The sequence below is a fragment of the Sphingosinicella microcystinivorans genome (genome assembly GCF_027941835.1).
Taxonomy (GTDB): domain Bacteria; phylum Pseudomonadota; class Alphaproteobacteria; order Sphingomonadales; family Sphingomonadaceae; genus Sphingosinicella.
This window is the reverse complement of sequence record NZ_CP116005.1, coordinates 1,683,700-1,697,676: the sequence shown is the minus strand read 5'-3', so window position 1 is coordinate 1,697,676 and position 13,977 is coordinate 1,683,700. Positions and strand designations below refer to the sequence as shown.

General features: G+C 68.7%; 12 protein-coding genes. 6 read left to right on the top strand and 6 right to left on the bottom strand.

Going from position 1 to position 13,977, the window contains the following annotated elements:
- The first annotated feature begins 42 nt into the window (after positions 1 to 42).
- Genes PE061_RS08315 through PE061_RS08305 form a run of 3 tightly spaced genes read left to right on the top strand, consistent with a single transcriptional unit; the run spans position 43 to position 3,697 of the window.
- A complete protein-coding gene (locus PE061_RS08315) occupies positions 43 to 1,746 on the top strand; it encodes a CpaF family protein (protein WP_271258623.1) in 1,704 nt (567 codons plus the stop codon).
- Positions 1,743 to 2,717, top strand: coding sequence for a type II secretion system F family protein (locus PE061_RS08310; RefSeq protein WP_271258622.1), 975 nt, complete (start codon positions 1,743 to 1,745; stop codon positions 2,715 to 2,717). Before PE061_RS08315 ends, PE061_RS08310 begins: the two co-directional genes overlap by 4 nt.
- Positions 2,717 to 3,697, top strand: a complete 981-nt coding sequence (locus tag PE061_RS08305; RefSeq protein WP_271258621.1) for a type II secretion system F family protein — start codon at positions 2,717 to 2,719, stop codon at positions 3,695 to 3,697. The genes PE061_RS08310 and PE061_RS08305 overlap by 1 nt, the downstream gene beginning before the upstream one ends.
- Before the next feature lie 6 nt (positions 3,698 to 3,703).
- On the opposite strand, the gene PE061_RS08300 is transcribed toward PE061_RS08305, so the two are convergent.
- A complete protein-coding gene (locus PE061_RS08300) occupies positions 3,704 to 4,924 on the bottom strand; it encodes a CaiB/BaiF CoA transferase family protein (RefSeq protein ID WP_271258620.1) in 1,221 nt (406 codons plus the stop codon).
- 74 nt (positions 4,925 to 4,998) lie between these two features.
- On the opposite strand from PE061_RS08300, the gene PE061_RS08295 reads away from it, so the two are divergent.
- Genes PE061_RS08295 through PE061_RS08285 form a run of 3 tightly spaced genes read left to right on the top strand, consistent with a single transcriptional unit; the run spans position 4,999 to position 6,663 of the window.
- On the top strand, positions 4,999 to 5,622 hold the full coding sequence (locus PE061_RS08295) for a hypothetical protein (protein ID WP_271258619.1): 624 nt from the start codon (positions 4,999 to 5,001) through the stop codon (positions 5,620 to 5,622).
- Complete coding sequence (locus tag PE061_RS08290) at positions 5,622 to 6,029, top strand: hypothetical protein (RefSeq protein ID WP_271258618.1); 408 nt, start codon at positions 5,622 to 5,624, stop codon at positions 6,027 to 6,029. Before PE061_RS08295 ends, PE061_RS08290 begins: the two co-directional genes overlap by 1 nt.
- Before the next feature lie 4 nt (positions 6,030 to 6,033).
- Entirely contained in the window at positions 6,034 to 6,663 is a 630-nt protein-coding gene (locus PE061_RS08285) for a glutathione S-transferase family protein (RefSeq protein ID WP_271258617.1), read from the top strand.
- A 142-nt stretch (positions 6,664 to 6,805) separates the two neighbouring features.
- Here PE061_RS08285 and PE061_RS08280 read toward each other — a convergent pair whose 3' ends face one another.
- The 5 genes from PE061_RS08280 to PE061_RS08260 are packed head-to-tail and all read right to left on the bottom strand — an operon-like array spanning position 6,806 to position 13,974.
- Positions 6,806 to 7,303: a DUF1254 domain-containing protein gene (locus PE061_RS08280; RefSeq protein ID WP_271258616.1), complete on the bottom strand. Its 498-nt coding sequence runs from the start codon at positions 7,301 to 7,303 to the stop codon at positions 6,806 to 6,808.
- A complete protein-coding gene (locus tag PE061_RS08275; RefSeq protein WP_271258615.1) occupies positions 7,300 to 7,875 on the bottom strand; it encodes a DUF1214 domain-containing protein in 576 nt (191 codons plus the stop codon). The genes PE061_RS08280 and PE061_RS08275 overlap by 4 nt, the downstream gene beginning before the upstream one ends.
- A 40-nt stretch (positions 7,876 to 7,915) precedes the next feature.
- On the bottom strand, positions 7,916 to 10,582 hold the full coding sequence (ppdK, locus tag PE061_RS08270; protein WP_271258614.1) for a pyruvate, phosphate dikinase: 2,667 nt from the start codon (positions 10,580 to 10,582) through the stop codon (positions 7,916 to 7,918).
- A 45-nt stretch (positions 10,583 to 10,627) separates the two neighbouring features.
- A complete protein-coding gene (glyS, locus tag PE061_RS08265; protein ID WP_271259158.1) occupies positions 10,628 to 13,108 on the bottom strand; it encodes a glycine--tRNA ligase subunit beta in 2,481 nt (826 codons plus the stop codon).
- Positions 13,108 to 13,974 carry a glycine--tRNA ligase subunit alpha gene (locus PE061_RS08260; RefSeq protein ID WP_271258613.1) on the bottom strand — a complete coding sequence of 289 codons (867 nt, stop codon included), beginning with the start codon at positions 13,972 to 13,974 and terminating at the stop codon, positions 13,108 to 13,110. The genes glyS and PE061_RS08260 overlap by 1 nt, the downstream gene beginning before the upstream one ends.
- Between the last annotated feature and the right edge of the window lie 3 nt (positions 13,975 to 13,977).

Below are 13,977 nucleotides of genomic sequence, written 5' to 3'. Positions count from 1 at the left end.
CGGGCGAACCGGCCGGGGCGCGTGCGTAAAACGGGGTAAGGTATGCAGCCCAGGGGATTCGGAAAACGAAGCGGCGCAGGACTGCAGGTGGTCGGCGACAGCTTCGGGCAGAGCCCCGCCGCCGGCACCGGCAGGCGGCCGCTCGTCGCCGATTCCGGGGACTTCGGGCTTTCGAAACCCGTCGAGACGCCGCGCGGCCGCAGCACCGAGAACTGCGTGTGGGAGCTGCACGCGATCCTTTCGCCGCAGCTTCCCGAGCTGTTCCCGGCGACGAAGACGCGCACGCGCCGCCGCGGCGAACTCGCCGCGCAGATGGAAGACACCGTCAAGCGCCTCGCCGACATCCAGGGCATGGCGATCGACGACGGGCAGGTGCGCGACACCGTCACCGTCCTCCTCAACGAGCTCATCAATCTCGTCGGCGGCCTGAAGCCGGCCGCCAGCGTGGAGGCCGCCGAGCGTACCGCCCGCGTGGCGAGTTCGAGCACCCAGAGCGTGCTCGCCGCCAAGGAGCGCGTCCACCCGATCCTGATGGAGCGGATCGACGCGAGCGTCATCGCCGATCTTTCGCGCGGCGAGCTCGCCGAGCAGATTTCGGACGTGATCTCCGAGATCCTCGTCCAGGAGAAGATCGGCCTCAACCAGCGCGAGCAGCGCGATCTCGTGACGCTGCTGCTCAACGACATGCTCGGCCTCGGGCCGCTCGAGCCGCTTCTCAACGACGACGACGTCAGCGAGATCATGGTGAACGGACCGAACGTCGTCTACGCCGAGCGCAAGGGCAAGCTCGCGCAGACCGACGTCAGGTTCCGCGACGACGCGCACCTGCTCAACATCGCGCAGCGCATCGTCAGCGCCGTCGGCCGCCGCGTCGACGAGACCTCGCCGATCTGCGACGCGCGCCTTCTCGACGGCAGCCGCGTCAACGTCGTCATCCCGCCGCTCGCCATCGACGGCACCTCGATCTCGATCCGCAAGTTCTCCAAGATCAAGCTGACGCTCGACCGCATGATGGAAGGCGGCTCGATGTCGCCGGCCATGTGCAAGTTCCTGAACATCGCCGGCCGCTGCCGCCTCAACATCCTGATCTCGGGCGGTACGGGTTCCGGCAAGACGACGATGCTGAACGCGATCTCGCGCAACATCGACCCCGGCGAGCGCATCGTCACCATCGAGGACGCCGCCGAGCTCCAGCTCCAGCAGCCGCACGTCGTGCGCCTCGAAACGCGCCCGGCGAACCTCGAGGGCAACGGCCAGGTCACGATGCGCGACCTCGTGAAGAACGCGCTGCGTATGCGCCCGGACCGCATCATCCTCGGCGAGGTTCGCGGCCCCGAGGCGTTCGACCTGCTCGCCGCCATGAACACGGGCCACGACGGCTCGCTCGGCACGCTGCACGCGAACCGCCCGCGCGAGGCGCTGACGCGTCTTGAGAACATGATCAACATGGCCGGGCTCAATCTCAGCCCCAGCGCCATCCGCCAGCAGATTTCCGACGCGCTCAACCTCGTCGTGCAGATCAGCCGTATGCGCGACGGCGGCCGCCGCATCACCCACATCTCGGAGGTGGTCGGCATGGAAGGCGACGTCATCACCATGCAGGACCTGTTCCTCTACCGCTACAACGGCGAGGACGAGAGCGGGAAACTGCGCGGCGAATACATCAGCACGGGCCTTCGCCCGAATTGCTACGAACGCGCGGAATACTTCGGCCTCGGCCGCGCATTGATGGAGTGTATGGGATGAGCCGTGACCTGATGATCGCCGTGATCTTCGGCGGCGTCTTCCTGGTGCTGGCGCTGATCATTCTGATGAGCGGCGACGGCAACGCGAAGCGCGGCGCGAAGCGGCTTGAGCAGCTGCGCGAGCGGCATTCCTCCTCGCGCGAGGTGCTCGCGCAGGTGCAGATGCGCCGCATCCTCGCCTCGCGCGAGAGCAGGCTCGACAACATGTTCCAGGGCTTCATCCCGAACCGGGCGCTGCTTCGCCAGCGGCTGGAGCGCACCGGCAAGTCCTGGTCGCTCGGCCAGTACGCGGTCGCGAGCCTCGGCATCCTGGCGCTCGTCTTCATCGCCATTTCGAGTTCCGGCGCGCCGATGGGGCTCGCCGCGCTGGCCGGCCTGTTCTTCGGCCTGTTCCTCCCGCACATGGTGGTGAGCTTCTTCATCAAGAAGCGCGTGAAGAATTTCAACGACCGCTTCCCGGACGCGATCGACCTTCTCGTGCGCGGCCTCCGGTCGGGTCTGCCGATCTCCGAATCCATCGGCGTCGTCGGCAAGGAGATCATGGACCCGGTCGGCTACGAGTTCCGGCAGGTCTCCGACAAGATCCGCATCGGCCGCACGATGGAGCAGGCGCTTCAGGAAACCGCGAACCGCCTCGCGACGCCCGAGTTCCAGTTCTTCGTCATCACGCTGTCGATCCAGCGCGAGACGGGCGGCAACCTCGCCGAGACGCTGAACAACCTCGCCGACGTGCTGAGGAAGCGCGCGCAGATGAAGCTGAAGATCCGGGCGATGTCGTCCGAATCGAAGGCGTCCGCCTACATCGTCGGCGCGCTGCCGTTCATCGTGTTCACGCTGGTGTACATGATGAACCCCTCCTACCTCCAGCCGTTCTTCACCGATCCGCGCCTGATGGTGGCGGGCATCGGCGGCCTCGTCTGGATGTCAATCGGCGCCTTTATCATGGCCAAGATGGTGAGCTTCGAAATCTGATGGAAGAGAAAACCCTCCTTCTCGGCATGACCGGGACCGATCTCGCCACGCTGCTCGCAGCGCTCGGTGTCTTCGCCATGATGGTCGCGGTCTGGTCGGTGGCGACCGTCCGCGATCCGATGCGCGGCCGCGTCAAGGCGCTTCAGGACCGCCGCGAGCAGCTCAAGGCCGGCATCGTCGCGCCGCGCCGCCGCTCCAGCCTCGCCGCCAGGGCCGAGGCCACGGATTTCATGCGCGGCATCCTCAAGAAGATGTCGGTCATGCAGGACGAGCAGACCAAGCTCGCCGAGGTGAAGCTGGTGCAGGCCGGCATCCGCTCCAAGGACGCGGTCGTGCTGTTCCTGTTCGGCCGCCTGATCGCGCCGTTCGCGCTCGGCGCCCTTGCCGCCTTCTACATCTACGGTCTCGGCATGTTCCCGGACTATGCGTCCTCGACGAAGGCGATGATCGTCGGCGGCGCGCTGCTGCTGGGCTACAAGGCGCCCGACATCTATGTGAAGAACCTGATCACCAAGCGCTCGGACGCGATCCGCAAGGGTCTTCCCGACGCGCTCGACCTGCTCGTGATCTGCGCCGAGGCCGGCCTCACCGTCGACGCCGCGTTCAACCGCGTCGCCAAGGAGCTCGGCAACGGCTACCCCGAGCTCGCCGACGAGTTCGCGCTGACCGCGATCGAGCTCGGCTTCCTCACCGACCGCAGGCAGGCGTTCGAGAACCTCGCGAACCGCGTCGATCTCGAGGCGCTGCGCGGCGTCGTGACGACCATGATCCAGACCGAGAAGTACGGCACGCCGCTCGCCTCGTCCCTGCGCGTGCTGTCCGCCGAATTCCGCAACGAGCGCATGATGCGCGCCGAGGAAAAGGCCGCGCGGCTTCCGGCGATCATGACCGTGCCGCTGATCCTGTTCATCCTACCGGTGCTGTTCGTCGTGATCCTCGGGCCGGCGGCCTGCGCGATCGCCGACAACTTCACGAGCTGACCGGCCTCAGGCGCGGGCGTTCGTCTCGACGACGCCCGCCGCCGCCAGCGCCGCGATCTCGGCATCGGAAAGACCGGCCGCGCGCAGCACGGCCGCGCTGTCCGCGCCGCGCTCCGGCGGCGCCTTCGCATAATCGGGCGGCGTCTTCGAAAAGCGCATCGGCTGCGCCATCGTCCGCACGGTGCCCGCGAGCGGGTGCGGCTGCTCGATCACGAGGCCCCGCGCCTTGGTCTGCTCCTCCGCGAACGCCTGCGCGAGATCGTTGACCGGCCCGGCGGGAACGCCCGCCGCGTCGAGCGCGGCCAGCCAGCGCTCGGCGGGCTCCCGCACGAGCACCGCCTCGATCTCGGCGACCAGCACCTCGCGGTTCGCCACGCGCGCCGAGCCCGCGGCATAGCGCGGGTCGTCGCTCCATTCGGGATGCCCGAGCGCCTTCGCGAAGGCCCGGAACTGCCCGTTGTTGCCGACCGCGACGGCGATGCGGCGCGTCGCCGTGGGGAAGTCCTGATAGGGCACGATGTTGGGGTGCGCGTTCCCCATCGGGCGCGGCGCCTTGCCCGAGACGAGATAGTTCATCGCCTGGTTCGCCATCCAGCCGAGCGTCGTGTCGAACAGCGCCATGTCGATGTGCTGCCCCTCGCCGGTCGCGTCGCGGTGGCGGAGCGCGGCGAGGATGGCGATGGCGGCGTAGAGGCCCGTGGTGATGTCGGCGATGGCGACGCCCGCCTTGGTCGGCTGGCCGCCCGCGGGGCCGGTGATGCTCATCAACCCCGCCATCGCCTGGATGACGAAATCGTAGCCGGGCCGCTCGGCGTTCGGCCCGTCCTGCCCGAAGCCGGTGACCGAGCAATAGACGATGTCGGGCTTCACCGCGCAAAGCCCCGCGTAGTCGAGCCCGTAGCGGGCAAGCCCGCCCGCCTTGAAGTTCTCGACGACCACGTCCGCGCTCTCCGCCAGCCGCCGCACCAGCGCCGCGCCGCGCGGATCGGCGATGTCGATGGCGAGGCTCTGCTTGTTGCGGTTCGCCGAGAGGTAATAGGCGGCGTCGCCCTGCGTGCCGTCCGCGCCCGTGATGAACGGCGGCCCCCAGCTTCGCGTGTCGTCGCCCGCGCCGGGCCGCTCCACCTTCACCACCTCGGCGCCGAGATCGGCGAGGATCTGCGTCGCCCACGGCCCCGCGAGCACGCGGGAGAGATCGAGCACCTTGAGGCCGGAAAGCGGTCCCATCGAGATTGTCTCCTTGGATTCGGCGGCGACCGCGCTATCAGTTCGGGAGAGTCAGGCCAAGCAAGGACAGGACCATGCCCATCGACATCTCCGCGCTGCTGACATTCGGCCTGCCCGGCCTTGTCGTCGGGCTCGCGCTCGGCTGGGCGCTGTTCCGCGGCACGGCGAAGCTGGAGCTCTTGCAGGCCGAGCACGATCAGGCCACAGCGCGGCTGGCGAGCGCCGGCGCGGAGATCGCGCGGCTGGAAAAGGAGCTTGCCTCCGCGCGCGACCAGGTGAAGCCGCTTGCCGACGAGGTCGACCGGCTGCGCCGCGAAAAGGCCGCCCGCAAGACGGAAAGCGCCGGTACGCCGACCGCCGCCGACAGCCCGCCGAGCACCGCCCCGACCCCCGGAATCGGCTGGAAACCGGGCCGCAAGCTGCCGACCTTCCTCGAGGCGCCGATCGGCCCGACCGACGACCTGTCGCTGCTGAAAGGCGTCGGCCCGCGCCTTGCCGCGCGGCTCCGCGAGGTCGGTATTTTCTATTTCGCGCAGATCGCCGACTGGAGCCCCGAGGAGGTGAAGCTCGTCGATGCCAAGCTCGACAACTTCCGCGGCCGCATCGAGAAGGACCATCTCATCGAGCAGGCGAAGCTGCTCGCGAGCGGCCGCCTCACCGAATACGAGGCCCGTTTCGGCAAGCTCGGCAGCGACTGATGCGCACCGCCGCGGTCCTCTTTCTCACCGCCCTCGCGGCGTGCGGCAGCGCGCCCGAATCCGCGCCCGCGGAGAAGGCCGCGACAACAGCGGAGACGCCGCAGGCGCCGGCCGAACCCGCCGTCCCGTTGCCGCCCCCGCCGCGCTACGCGGGCCGCTGGGCGAAGAGCGCCGACCAGTGCACCGAGGGCTGGTGGCGCTTCTGGCACGACGAGCTGCTCACCAAGGCCGGGATGCGCTGCGACCTCCTTCCCCCCGACGCCGCGAGCGGCGACGAGAAGCGCCGCATGGTCTGCCAGTCCGGCGGCAAGTGGTCGCGCGAGGAATGGGCGCTCGCCTATCCGGCCCCGGACACGATGACCGTGTCGCGCGACGGCGGCGCTCCGATCACCCTCAGGAAATGCTGACCGCATGAAACTGTGGCACTGCGCGGGCACGCGCTCGTTCCGGCCGCTCTGGTGCCTTGAGGAAATGGGGCTGTCCTACGACCTCCGCCTGATGGCGTTCCCGCCGCGCGTCACCGAGCCCGATTACCTCGACCTCAACCCCTTCGGCACCACGCCGACGTTCACCGACGGCGACACGCTGATGACCGAATCCAGCGGCATCTGCCACTATCTCGCCGCGCGCCACGGCCCGACGCCGCTCGCCGTGCAGCCGGAGGAGGCCGACTACGGCCGCTATCTCAACTGGCTCTACCAGTCCGACGCCACGCTCACCTTCCCGCAGACGCTCGTCCTGCGCTACGGCGTGTTCGAGCCGGAGGAGCGGCGGCTGCCGCAGGCGGTGGAGGACTACACGCGCTGGTTCTTCTCGCGCCTCAAGGGCGCCGCGAAGCTGCTCGGCGACCGCGAGTATGTCGCCGCCGGACGCTTCACGATCGCCGACATCGCCTTCGCCTACGCGCTGCGGCTCGCCGAAATGCTGAAGCTCGGCGCGTTCCCGGAAAACGTCGCGGCCTACTGCGCGCGGATGCAGGCGCGGGACGGCTACCGGCGCGCGATCGGGAAGGAAGCCGGGGCAACACTGTTCCTGTCCTGAAAGCCCCTGTCTTGCGGGCACGATTGTGCCGACGACGACCACGCAAGGTCGATAACACCCGCCCACACTCTCGTCATACCGGCGCAGGGGGCATGTCTGCATTCTCGCCGAAACCTGCCGCTTGCAAGCGACAGGGAAGCCCTCACACCGGCGCGCAGGTGCTGCGGCGGCGGAGCGCGCCGATCGCGGCGAGGTCCTCCGCATCGGTGACGAGGATGCGGATCAGCGCGATGCCCTTGCCGCCCGGCACGGCGAGCGACCCGTCCGCCCCGTTCTTCGACAGCGTCAGCGCATGGCGCCCGCCCTTCACGGCGCGGTCGTTCACCGAGAAGATGTTGTCGGTGTTCGCATCGAAGACGGAGAGCGACCAGTAGCGCTGCGGCGGCACGAAGGCGTCGATGGCGACCGGCCCCTTCGCGAGATCGAACACGCAGATGCTGTAGGCCAGATCGGGGCTGGGGCGGACGATCCAGCGATTCTCCGCGTTCGGAAGCCCTTGATGCCGCATCGTGTTGACGCCGCCCGCGCCCAGCTTCTGCATCGCCTTCGCCATGACGACATGCGGCGTCGCCCACAGCGCCGCGAAGAACGTCGCGAGCGCGACGAGCGCGGCCAGCACGAAGGGGCCGAGCCACCTCATGCGCACGAGACCTTCTCGATCCGCGGCAGGTGCGCGCGGTCCGGGCGGCCGATGATGGCGGGATCGGGATTGTAGGCGCGCAGCGTCAGCGCGAAGCGCGTCTGTCCGCCGGTCGGCAGCCACGCCTCGCCCTCGCCCGTCGGCGCGACATCGAAGGCGAACGTCTCGTGCCCCGCGCGCGGCACGTTCCGCATGTGGAAGCTGAAGCGCCGTTCCGGATTGGCGACGAGGAAATGGTCGGCGCCGTAGAGCGTGATGCTCCACCAGCGTGCCTTCGGGTCGCGGCCCGTCACGCGGTAGCGGCACCGGCCGTCGAGCGGCGCCCCGGCGCTGTCCTCCCCGGCGTTGAAGTAGATCGCTTCCTTCGCCGAGAGCGCGAGCAGCCCGGCGACGGCCACGGTGGCGCGCGTCCGGAGATCGGCGTCGGCGGAGCCGGTAACGGCGGACGTCACCCACGGCCCCGATTTCGCGGACCCCGCGCCGAGCCCGCCGCGCACGGCGAGCCATGCGCCGCCGAGCCCGAGCGCGATCCCGGCGGCGACCGCCAGCAGCCGGATGCCCCACCGCTTCATGCCCGCGAGCATGACACGCGGAAGGGCGGCGGCAACTCGCTTATTTGCTGGCCCGGAGCGCCGCCTGCGCCGCCGCGAGCCGCGCGATCGGCACGCGGTAGGGCGAGCAGCTCACGTAGTCGAGCCCGGTCTTCTCGCAGAACGCGATCGAGGCCGGGTCGCCGCCGTGCTCGCCGCAGATGCCGAGCTTGAGGCCCGGCCGCGCCGCCCGGCCGCGCTCGGCGGCGAGGCTCACGAGCTGGCCGACGCCGTCGACGTCGATGCTGACGAACGGGTCCTTCGGCAGCACACCCTTGTCGACGTAGGCCGAGAGGAACCGGCCCGCGTCGTCGCGGCTGATGCCGAGCGTCGTCTGCGTGAGGTCGTTGGTGCCGAACGAGAAGAACTCGGCGGCGCCCGCGATCTCGCCCGCCATCAGCGCCGCGCGCGGCAGCTCGATCATCGTGCCGACGAGATAGTCGAGCCGCTTGGCGCTCGCGGCGAACACCGCCTCGGCGGCCTTGTCGACCACCGCCTTCATCAGCTCGAACTCGCGCGTCGTCATGACGAGCGGGATCATGATCTCCGGCACCACGGCCTTGCCCGTCTCGTCGGCGACGGCGAGCGCCGCCTCGATGATGGCGCGCGCCTGCATCTCGTAGATCTCGGGGTAGGTGATGCCGAGGCGGCAGCCGCGATGGCCGAGCATCGGGTTGAACTCGTGCAGCTCCGAAACGCGGCGCTTCAGCACGTCGATGGAGACGCCGGAGGCCTGCGCCACCTCCTGGTAGTCCTCCTCGCGGTGCGGCAGGAACTCGTGCAGCGGCGGGTCGAGCAGGCGGATCGTCACCGGCAGGCCCGACATGATGCGGAAGATCTCCGCGAAGTCGCTGCGCTGCTCGGGGAGCAGCTTGTCGAGCGCGGCGCGGCGGCCCTTCTCGTTTTCCGACAGGATCATCTGGCGCACCGCCGTGATGCGCGCGGGGTCGAAGAACATGTGCTCGGTGCGGCAGAGCCCGATGCCCTCCGCGCCGAACTCGCGCGCCACGGTGCAGTCGGCCGGGGTCTCGGCGTTGGCGCGCACCTTCATGCGGCGGCCCTTGTCGGCCCAGCCCATCAGCGTGCCGAAATCGCCCGCGAGCTGCGGCTGGATGGTGGGCACGCGGCCCGCCATCACCTCGCCGGTGCCGCCGTCGATGGTGAGCGTGTCGCCTTCCGCGAAGCTGCGGCCGCCGATGCGCATCACGCGCGCGTCCATGTCGATGGTGAGTGCGCCCGCGCCGGAGACGCAGGGCCGCCCCATGCCGCGCGCGACGACCGCCGCGTGGCTGGTCATGCCGCCGCGCGCCGTCAGGATCCCGCGCGCCGCGTGCATCCCGTGGATGTCCTCGGGGCTCGTCTCGACGCGCACGAGGATCACGTCCTCGCCGAGCGCGGCGAGCCGTTCCGCCTTGTCGGCGTCGAAGGCGATGATGCCGGAGGCCGCGCCGGGGCTCGCGGGAAGGCCCGCCGTCACCACGTCGCGCGCCGCTGCCGGGTCGAGCGTCGGGTGCAGGAGCTGGTCGAGCGCCCCCGGCTCGACGCGGAGGATCGCCTCCTCCTGCGTGATGAGGCCCTCCTCGGCCATGTCGACGGCGATCTTCAGCGCCGCCTTCGCGGTGCGCTTGCCGCTGCGCGTCTGGAGCATCCACAGCTTGCCGCGCTCGACGGTGAACTCGATGTCCTGCATGTCGCGATAATGCGTCTCGAGGAGATCGAAGACGCGTGCCAGCTCCGCGTAGGTCTCCGGCATCGCCTCTTCCATCGAGGGCGCGGTCGCCCCCGCCGCCTCGCGCGCGGCTTTCGTCAGGTACTGCGGCGTGCGGATGCCCGCGACGACGTCCTCGCCCTGCGCGTTGATCAGGTACTCGCCATAGTAGGCGCGCGTGCCGATGGCGGGGTCGCGCGTGAACGCCACGCCCGTCGCCGAGGTGTCGCCCATGTTGCCGAACACCATCGCCTGCACGTTCACCGCCGTGCCCCAGTCGGCCGGGATGTCGTTGAGGCGCCGGTAGACCTTGGCGCGCTCGGACTGCCAAGAGCCGAACACCGCCGCGATCGCGCCCCAGAGCTGGTCCATCGGGTCCTGCGGGAAGGGCCGCCCCAGCGCCTCCTCCACCTTCGCCTTGTAGGTGCCGACGAGGCGCTGCCAGTCCCCGGCGCCGAGGTCCGTGTCGAGGCTGACGCCCTTGTCCTCCTTGGCGATCTCCAGCGCGTCCTCGAAGATGTAGTGGTCGATGCCGAGCACCACGTCCGAGTACATCTGGATGAAGCGCCGGTAGCTGTCCCACGCGAAGCGCGCGTCGCCCGACGAGGCGGCGAGCCCTTCCACGGTCGTGTCGTTGAGGCCGAGGTTGAGCACCGTGTCCATCATGCCCGGCATCGAGACGCGCGCGCCCGAGCGCACCGAGACGAGCAGCGGATCGCCCGCGTCGCCGAAGCGCTTGCCGGTGATGCCCTCGATATGCGCGAGGCCCTTCGCGACCTGCTCACGCAGCGAATCCGGGAAGCTCTCGCCCGCCTCGTAATAATGCGTGCACATCGCGGTGGAGATGGTGAAGCCCGGCGGCACCGGCAGGCCGATCGAGGCCATGCCGTCCAGGTTCGCGCCCTTGCCGCCCAGCAGGTTCTTGTCGCCTTTTCCGCCATCGGAAACGCCGCCGCCGAACCTGTAAACCCACTGCGTCATGTCGCTCGCTTCCTTTGTTTTCACCGGCGGATGAAGAGCCCGCCGCTACCCCTCAATCCTTGAGAAATCGGCAACGCGGTGCACCGCGTCGCGCACCCGCACCAGCAGCGCCAGCCGGAATGCCCGCTTTTCGGCATCGCCGTCGTTGACGGTGACGTCCTCGAAGAAGGCGTCGATGGGCGCGCGCAGCGAGGCGAGCGCCGCCATCGCCCCCTCGAAGTCCTCCGCTGCGACGGCGCTCTCCGCCTTCGGGGCCGCGGCATCAAGCGCAGCGATCAGTGCGCCTTCCGCAGGTTCCGGCGGGTAAGACGGTCTCGCCAATCCCTCTTCGTCATTCCGGCGAAGGCCGGAATCCATGCCCTCGGCCCCGTGGACCCCGGCCTCCGACGTGACGGGAAGGGAACCCTTCTTCGCCTCGGCCTTCAGGATATTCGCCGCGCGCTTGTACCCCGCGAGCAGGTTCGCGCCGTCATCGGTGCCGATGAACGCTTGCAACGCCTTCACGCGCGCGAGCAGGCGGACGAGATCGTCCTCGCCGCCGAGCGCGAACACGGCGTCGATCAGGTCGTGGCGGACACCGGCTTCGCGCTGCTGGACCTTGAGGCGGTCTGCAAGAAAAGCCAAGGTCCGCTCGAAGGATGCACTATCAATTCTCGAACGAAACAGATCGCGAGAGATGTGTTCATCCCACATTGTCTCGCTTTTCTTCGCTTTGAGAATAACTAGCCAATTAGGGTCAAACTTAAACAGATCGGGCCAATCGGGATCATTCTTTTGACCGTATGAGAACAGACGCCAAACGCCTTTTTCAACGGTTTGTCCATCATCTTCCGAAAATGGATATTCTTTAGGTCCTCTAGCAACAAATACGTGCACATCTTCATGTGCCTTAAAGGCGCTGGCAGCGGCATCAACAAACGCTGACCTCAAGAGTCCAACAGAAATTCGAAGATTATTGCGTACTAGCAGTGAAGTAATGGCTAGCGCACTGCGGCGTAACCCGAATGGATCACGAGACCCAGTTGGAAACTCTTCAACGCCAAAGAAGGAAAATAACGTATCCAGCTTGTCCGCCAACGACACCGACACCGTCACCGGCGCGGTCGGCACGTCGTCGCCCTGCCCGACCGGCTTGTAATGGTCGCGGATCGCATCGGCGACGGCATCGGGCAGGCCCTCGGCGCGGGCATAGTAGCCGCCCATCAGCCCTTGCAGCTCGGGGAATTCGCCGACCATGCCGGTGGTGAGGTCCGCCTTACAGAGCCGCGCCGCCTGTTCGGCGAGGTCGGCGAGGGCCTTCCTTTCCTCGTCATCCCGGCGAAGGCCGGGACCCATGTCCACGGTCCCATGGGCCCCGGCCTTCGCCGGGGTGACGGTGGTAGCGGAGGAGGGACTTGAACCCCCGACGATTCCCTCTTCGACCAGCCAGCGCGCGAGCTTCGCCACGCGCTCCACCTTGTCCGCAACCGTGCCGAGCTTCTCGTGGAAGACGATCTCCGAAAGCTTCTCCGCGTGCTCCGCGAGCGTCTTCTTCCGGTCCTGCTCCCAGAAGAAACGCGCATCGGACAGCCGTGCGGCGAGCACCTTCTGGTTGCCCGCGACGATCGAGGCGCCGCCGTCGCTCGCGACGATGTTCGCGGTGCAGACGAACGCCGGGGCGAGCTTCCCCGTGCCCCGCTCGCGGCACACGAAATACTTCTGGTTCTTCGCGGCGGTGAGCTGGATCACCTCGGGCGGCACGTCGAGGAACGCCGGGTCGAAGCGGCCGAGCAGCGGCACCGGCCATTCCGTCAGCCCCGCGTTCTCCTCGGCGAGCGCCGCGTCCGCCACCAGTTCCAGCCCGGCGTCCGCCGCAAGGCGCTCGGCCGTGTCCGCGATGATCCCGGCGCGTTCCTCCGACGAGACGATCACGTGCGCGGCGCGCAGCTTCGGCGCGTAGTCGTCTGCATCCGCGATCTCGATGGCGCCCGAGGACATGAACCGGTGGCCGAGCGTCGCGCGGCCGGAGGTGACGCCCGCGATCTCGAACGGCACCACCTCGCCCCCGAACAGCGCGACGATGCCCTTCAGCGGCCGCACCCAGCGCAGCGATTCGGTGGAGAGGCTCGCCTCGCCCCAGCGCATCGACTTCGGCCACGGGAAGGCGCGCACCACGGCGGGGACGGCCTCGGCGAGCACGTCCGCCGTCCTGCGCCCCGGCTTGCCGATCACCGCGAAGAACACGCCGTCGCGCTCCTCGAGCTGGTCCTGCGTCAGGCCGGTCTTGCGGAGGAAGCCTTCGAGCGCCTGCGGCGGCGCGGAGGTGCGCGGGCCTTTCAGCTCTTCCGACACCGCTTCGGTCTCGGCCGGAAGCCCGCGCGCGATCAGCGCGACGCGGCGCGGCGTCACGAACGTCTCGGTCGCCTCCGCCTTCAGCCCCGCGCCCGCGATCTCGGCGGCGAACAGGCGCGCGAGGTCGGCGGCGGCCTGCCGCTGCATCCGCGCCGGGATTTCCTCGCTGAACAGTTCGAGCAGGAAGTCGGCCATCATGCCGTCTCCAGCCAGTCGTTGACCTTCATCCAGCTCTCGCACGCCCCTTTCGCGAGGTCGCGCACGCGGCCGATATAGGCCTGCCGCTCGGCGACCGAGATCACGCCGCGCGCGTTCAGCAGGTTGAAGATGTGGCTCGCCTTGATCGCCTGCTCGTAGGCGGGCAGCGGCAGGTCCTTCTCGATGAGCGTCCGGCACATGGCCTGCGCGTCGCGGAACTGCCGCAGCAGCGCCTCCGTGTCGGCGTGCTCGAAGTTGTACGCGCTCTGCTGCTGCTCGTTCGCGAGGAACACGTCGCCATACGTGACGCCGCGCCCGTTGAAATCGAGGTCGTAGACGTTGTCGACGCCCTGGATGTACATGGCGAGGCGCTCGAGCCCGTAGGTGATCTCGCCCGCCACCGGCTTGCAGTCGTAGCCGCCGACCTGCTGGAAATAGGTGAACTGCGTCACCTCCATGCCGTCGCACCAGACCTCCCAGCCGAGGCCCCACGCGCCGAGCGTCGGCGATTCCCAGTCGTCCTCCACGAAGCGGATGTCGTGCTTGGCGAGGTCCACGCCGATGGCGCGCAAGGACTCGAGGTACGCGTCCTGAATGTCCGGCGGGCTCGGCTTCAGGATCACCTGGAACTGGTAGTAGTGCTGCAGGCGGTTCGGGTTCTCGCCGTAGCGGCCGTCCGTGGGCCGCCGCGAGGGCTGCACGTAGGCGGCGTTCCACGGGCGCGGCCCCAGCGCGCGCAGCGTCGTCGCCGGGTGGAAGGTGCCCGCGCCCATTTCCATGTCGTAGGGCTGGAGGATGACGCAGCCCCGCTCGCCCCAGAACCGCTGGAGCGTAAGGATGATATCCTGGAAACCGAGTGCCACGTG

Coding starts and splice junctions, on each gene's coding strand:
- PE061_RS08275 (WP_271258615.1), bottom strand. CDS start 7,875: ATGAAGCGGTGGGGCATCCGGCTGCTGGCGGTCGCCGCCGGGATCGCG.
- ppdK (WP_271258614.1), bottom strand. CDS start 10,582: ATGACGCAGTGGGTTTACAGGTTCGGCGGCGGCGTTTCCGATGGCGGA.
- PE061_RS08300 (WP_271258620.1), bottom strand. CDS start 4,924: ATGGGACCGCTTTCCGGCCTCAAGGTGCTCGATCTCTCCCGCGTGCTC.
- PE061_RS08315 (WP_271258623.1), top strand. CDS start 43: ATGCAGCCCAGGGGATTCGGAAAACGAAGCGGCGCAGGACTGCAGGTG.
- PE061_RS08310 (WP_271258622.1), top strand. CDS start 1,743: ATGAGCCGTGACCTGATGATCGCCGTGATCTTCGGCGGCGTCTTCCTG.
- PE061_RS08285 (WP_271258617.1), top strand. CDS start 6,034: ATGAAACTGTGGCACTGCGCGGGCACGCGCTCGTTCCGGCCGCTCTGG.
- PE061_RS08280 (WP_271258616.1), bottom strand. CDS start 7,303: ATGAGGTGGCTCGGCCCCTTCGTGCTGGCCGCGCTCGTCGCGCTCGCG.
- PE061_RS08305 (WP_271258621.1), top strand. CDS start 2,717: ATGGAAGAGAAAACCCTCCTTCTCGGCATGACCGGGACCGATCTCGCC.
- glyS (WP_271259158.1), bottom strand. CDS start 13,108: ATGGCCGACTTCCTGCTCGAACTGTTCAGCGAGGAAATCCCGGCGCGG.
- PE061_RS08295 (WP_271258619.1), top strand. CDS start 4,999: ATGCCCATCGACATCTCCGCGCTGCTGACATTCGGCCTGCCCGGCCTT.
- PE061_RS08290 (WP_271258618.1), top strand. CDS start 5,622: ATGCGCACCGCCGCGGTCCTCTTTCTCACCGCCCTCGCGGCGTGCGGC.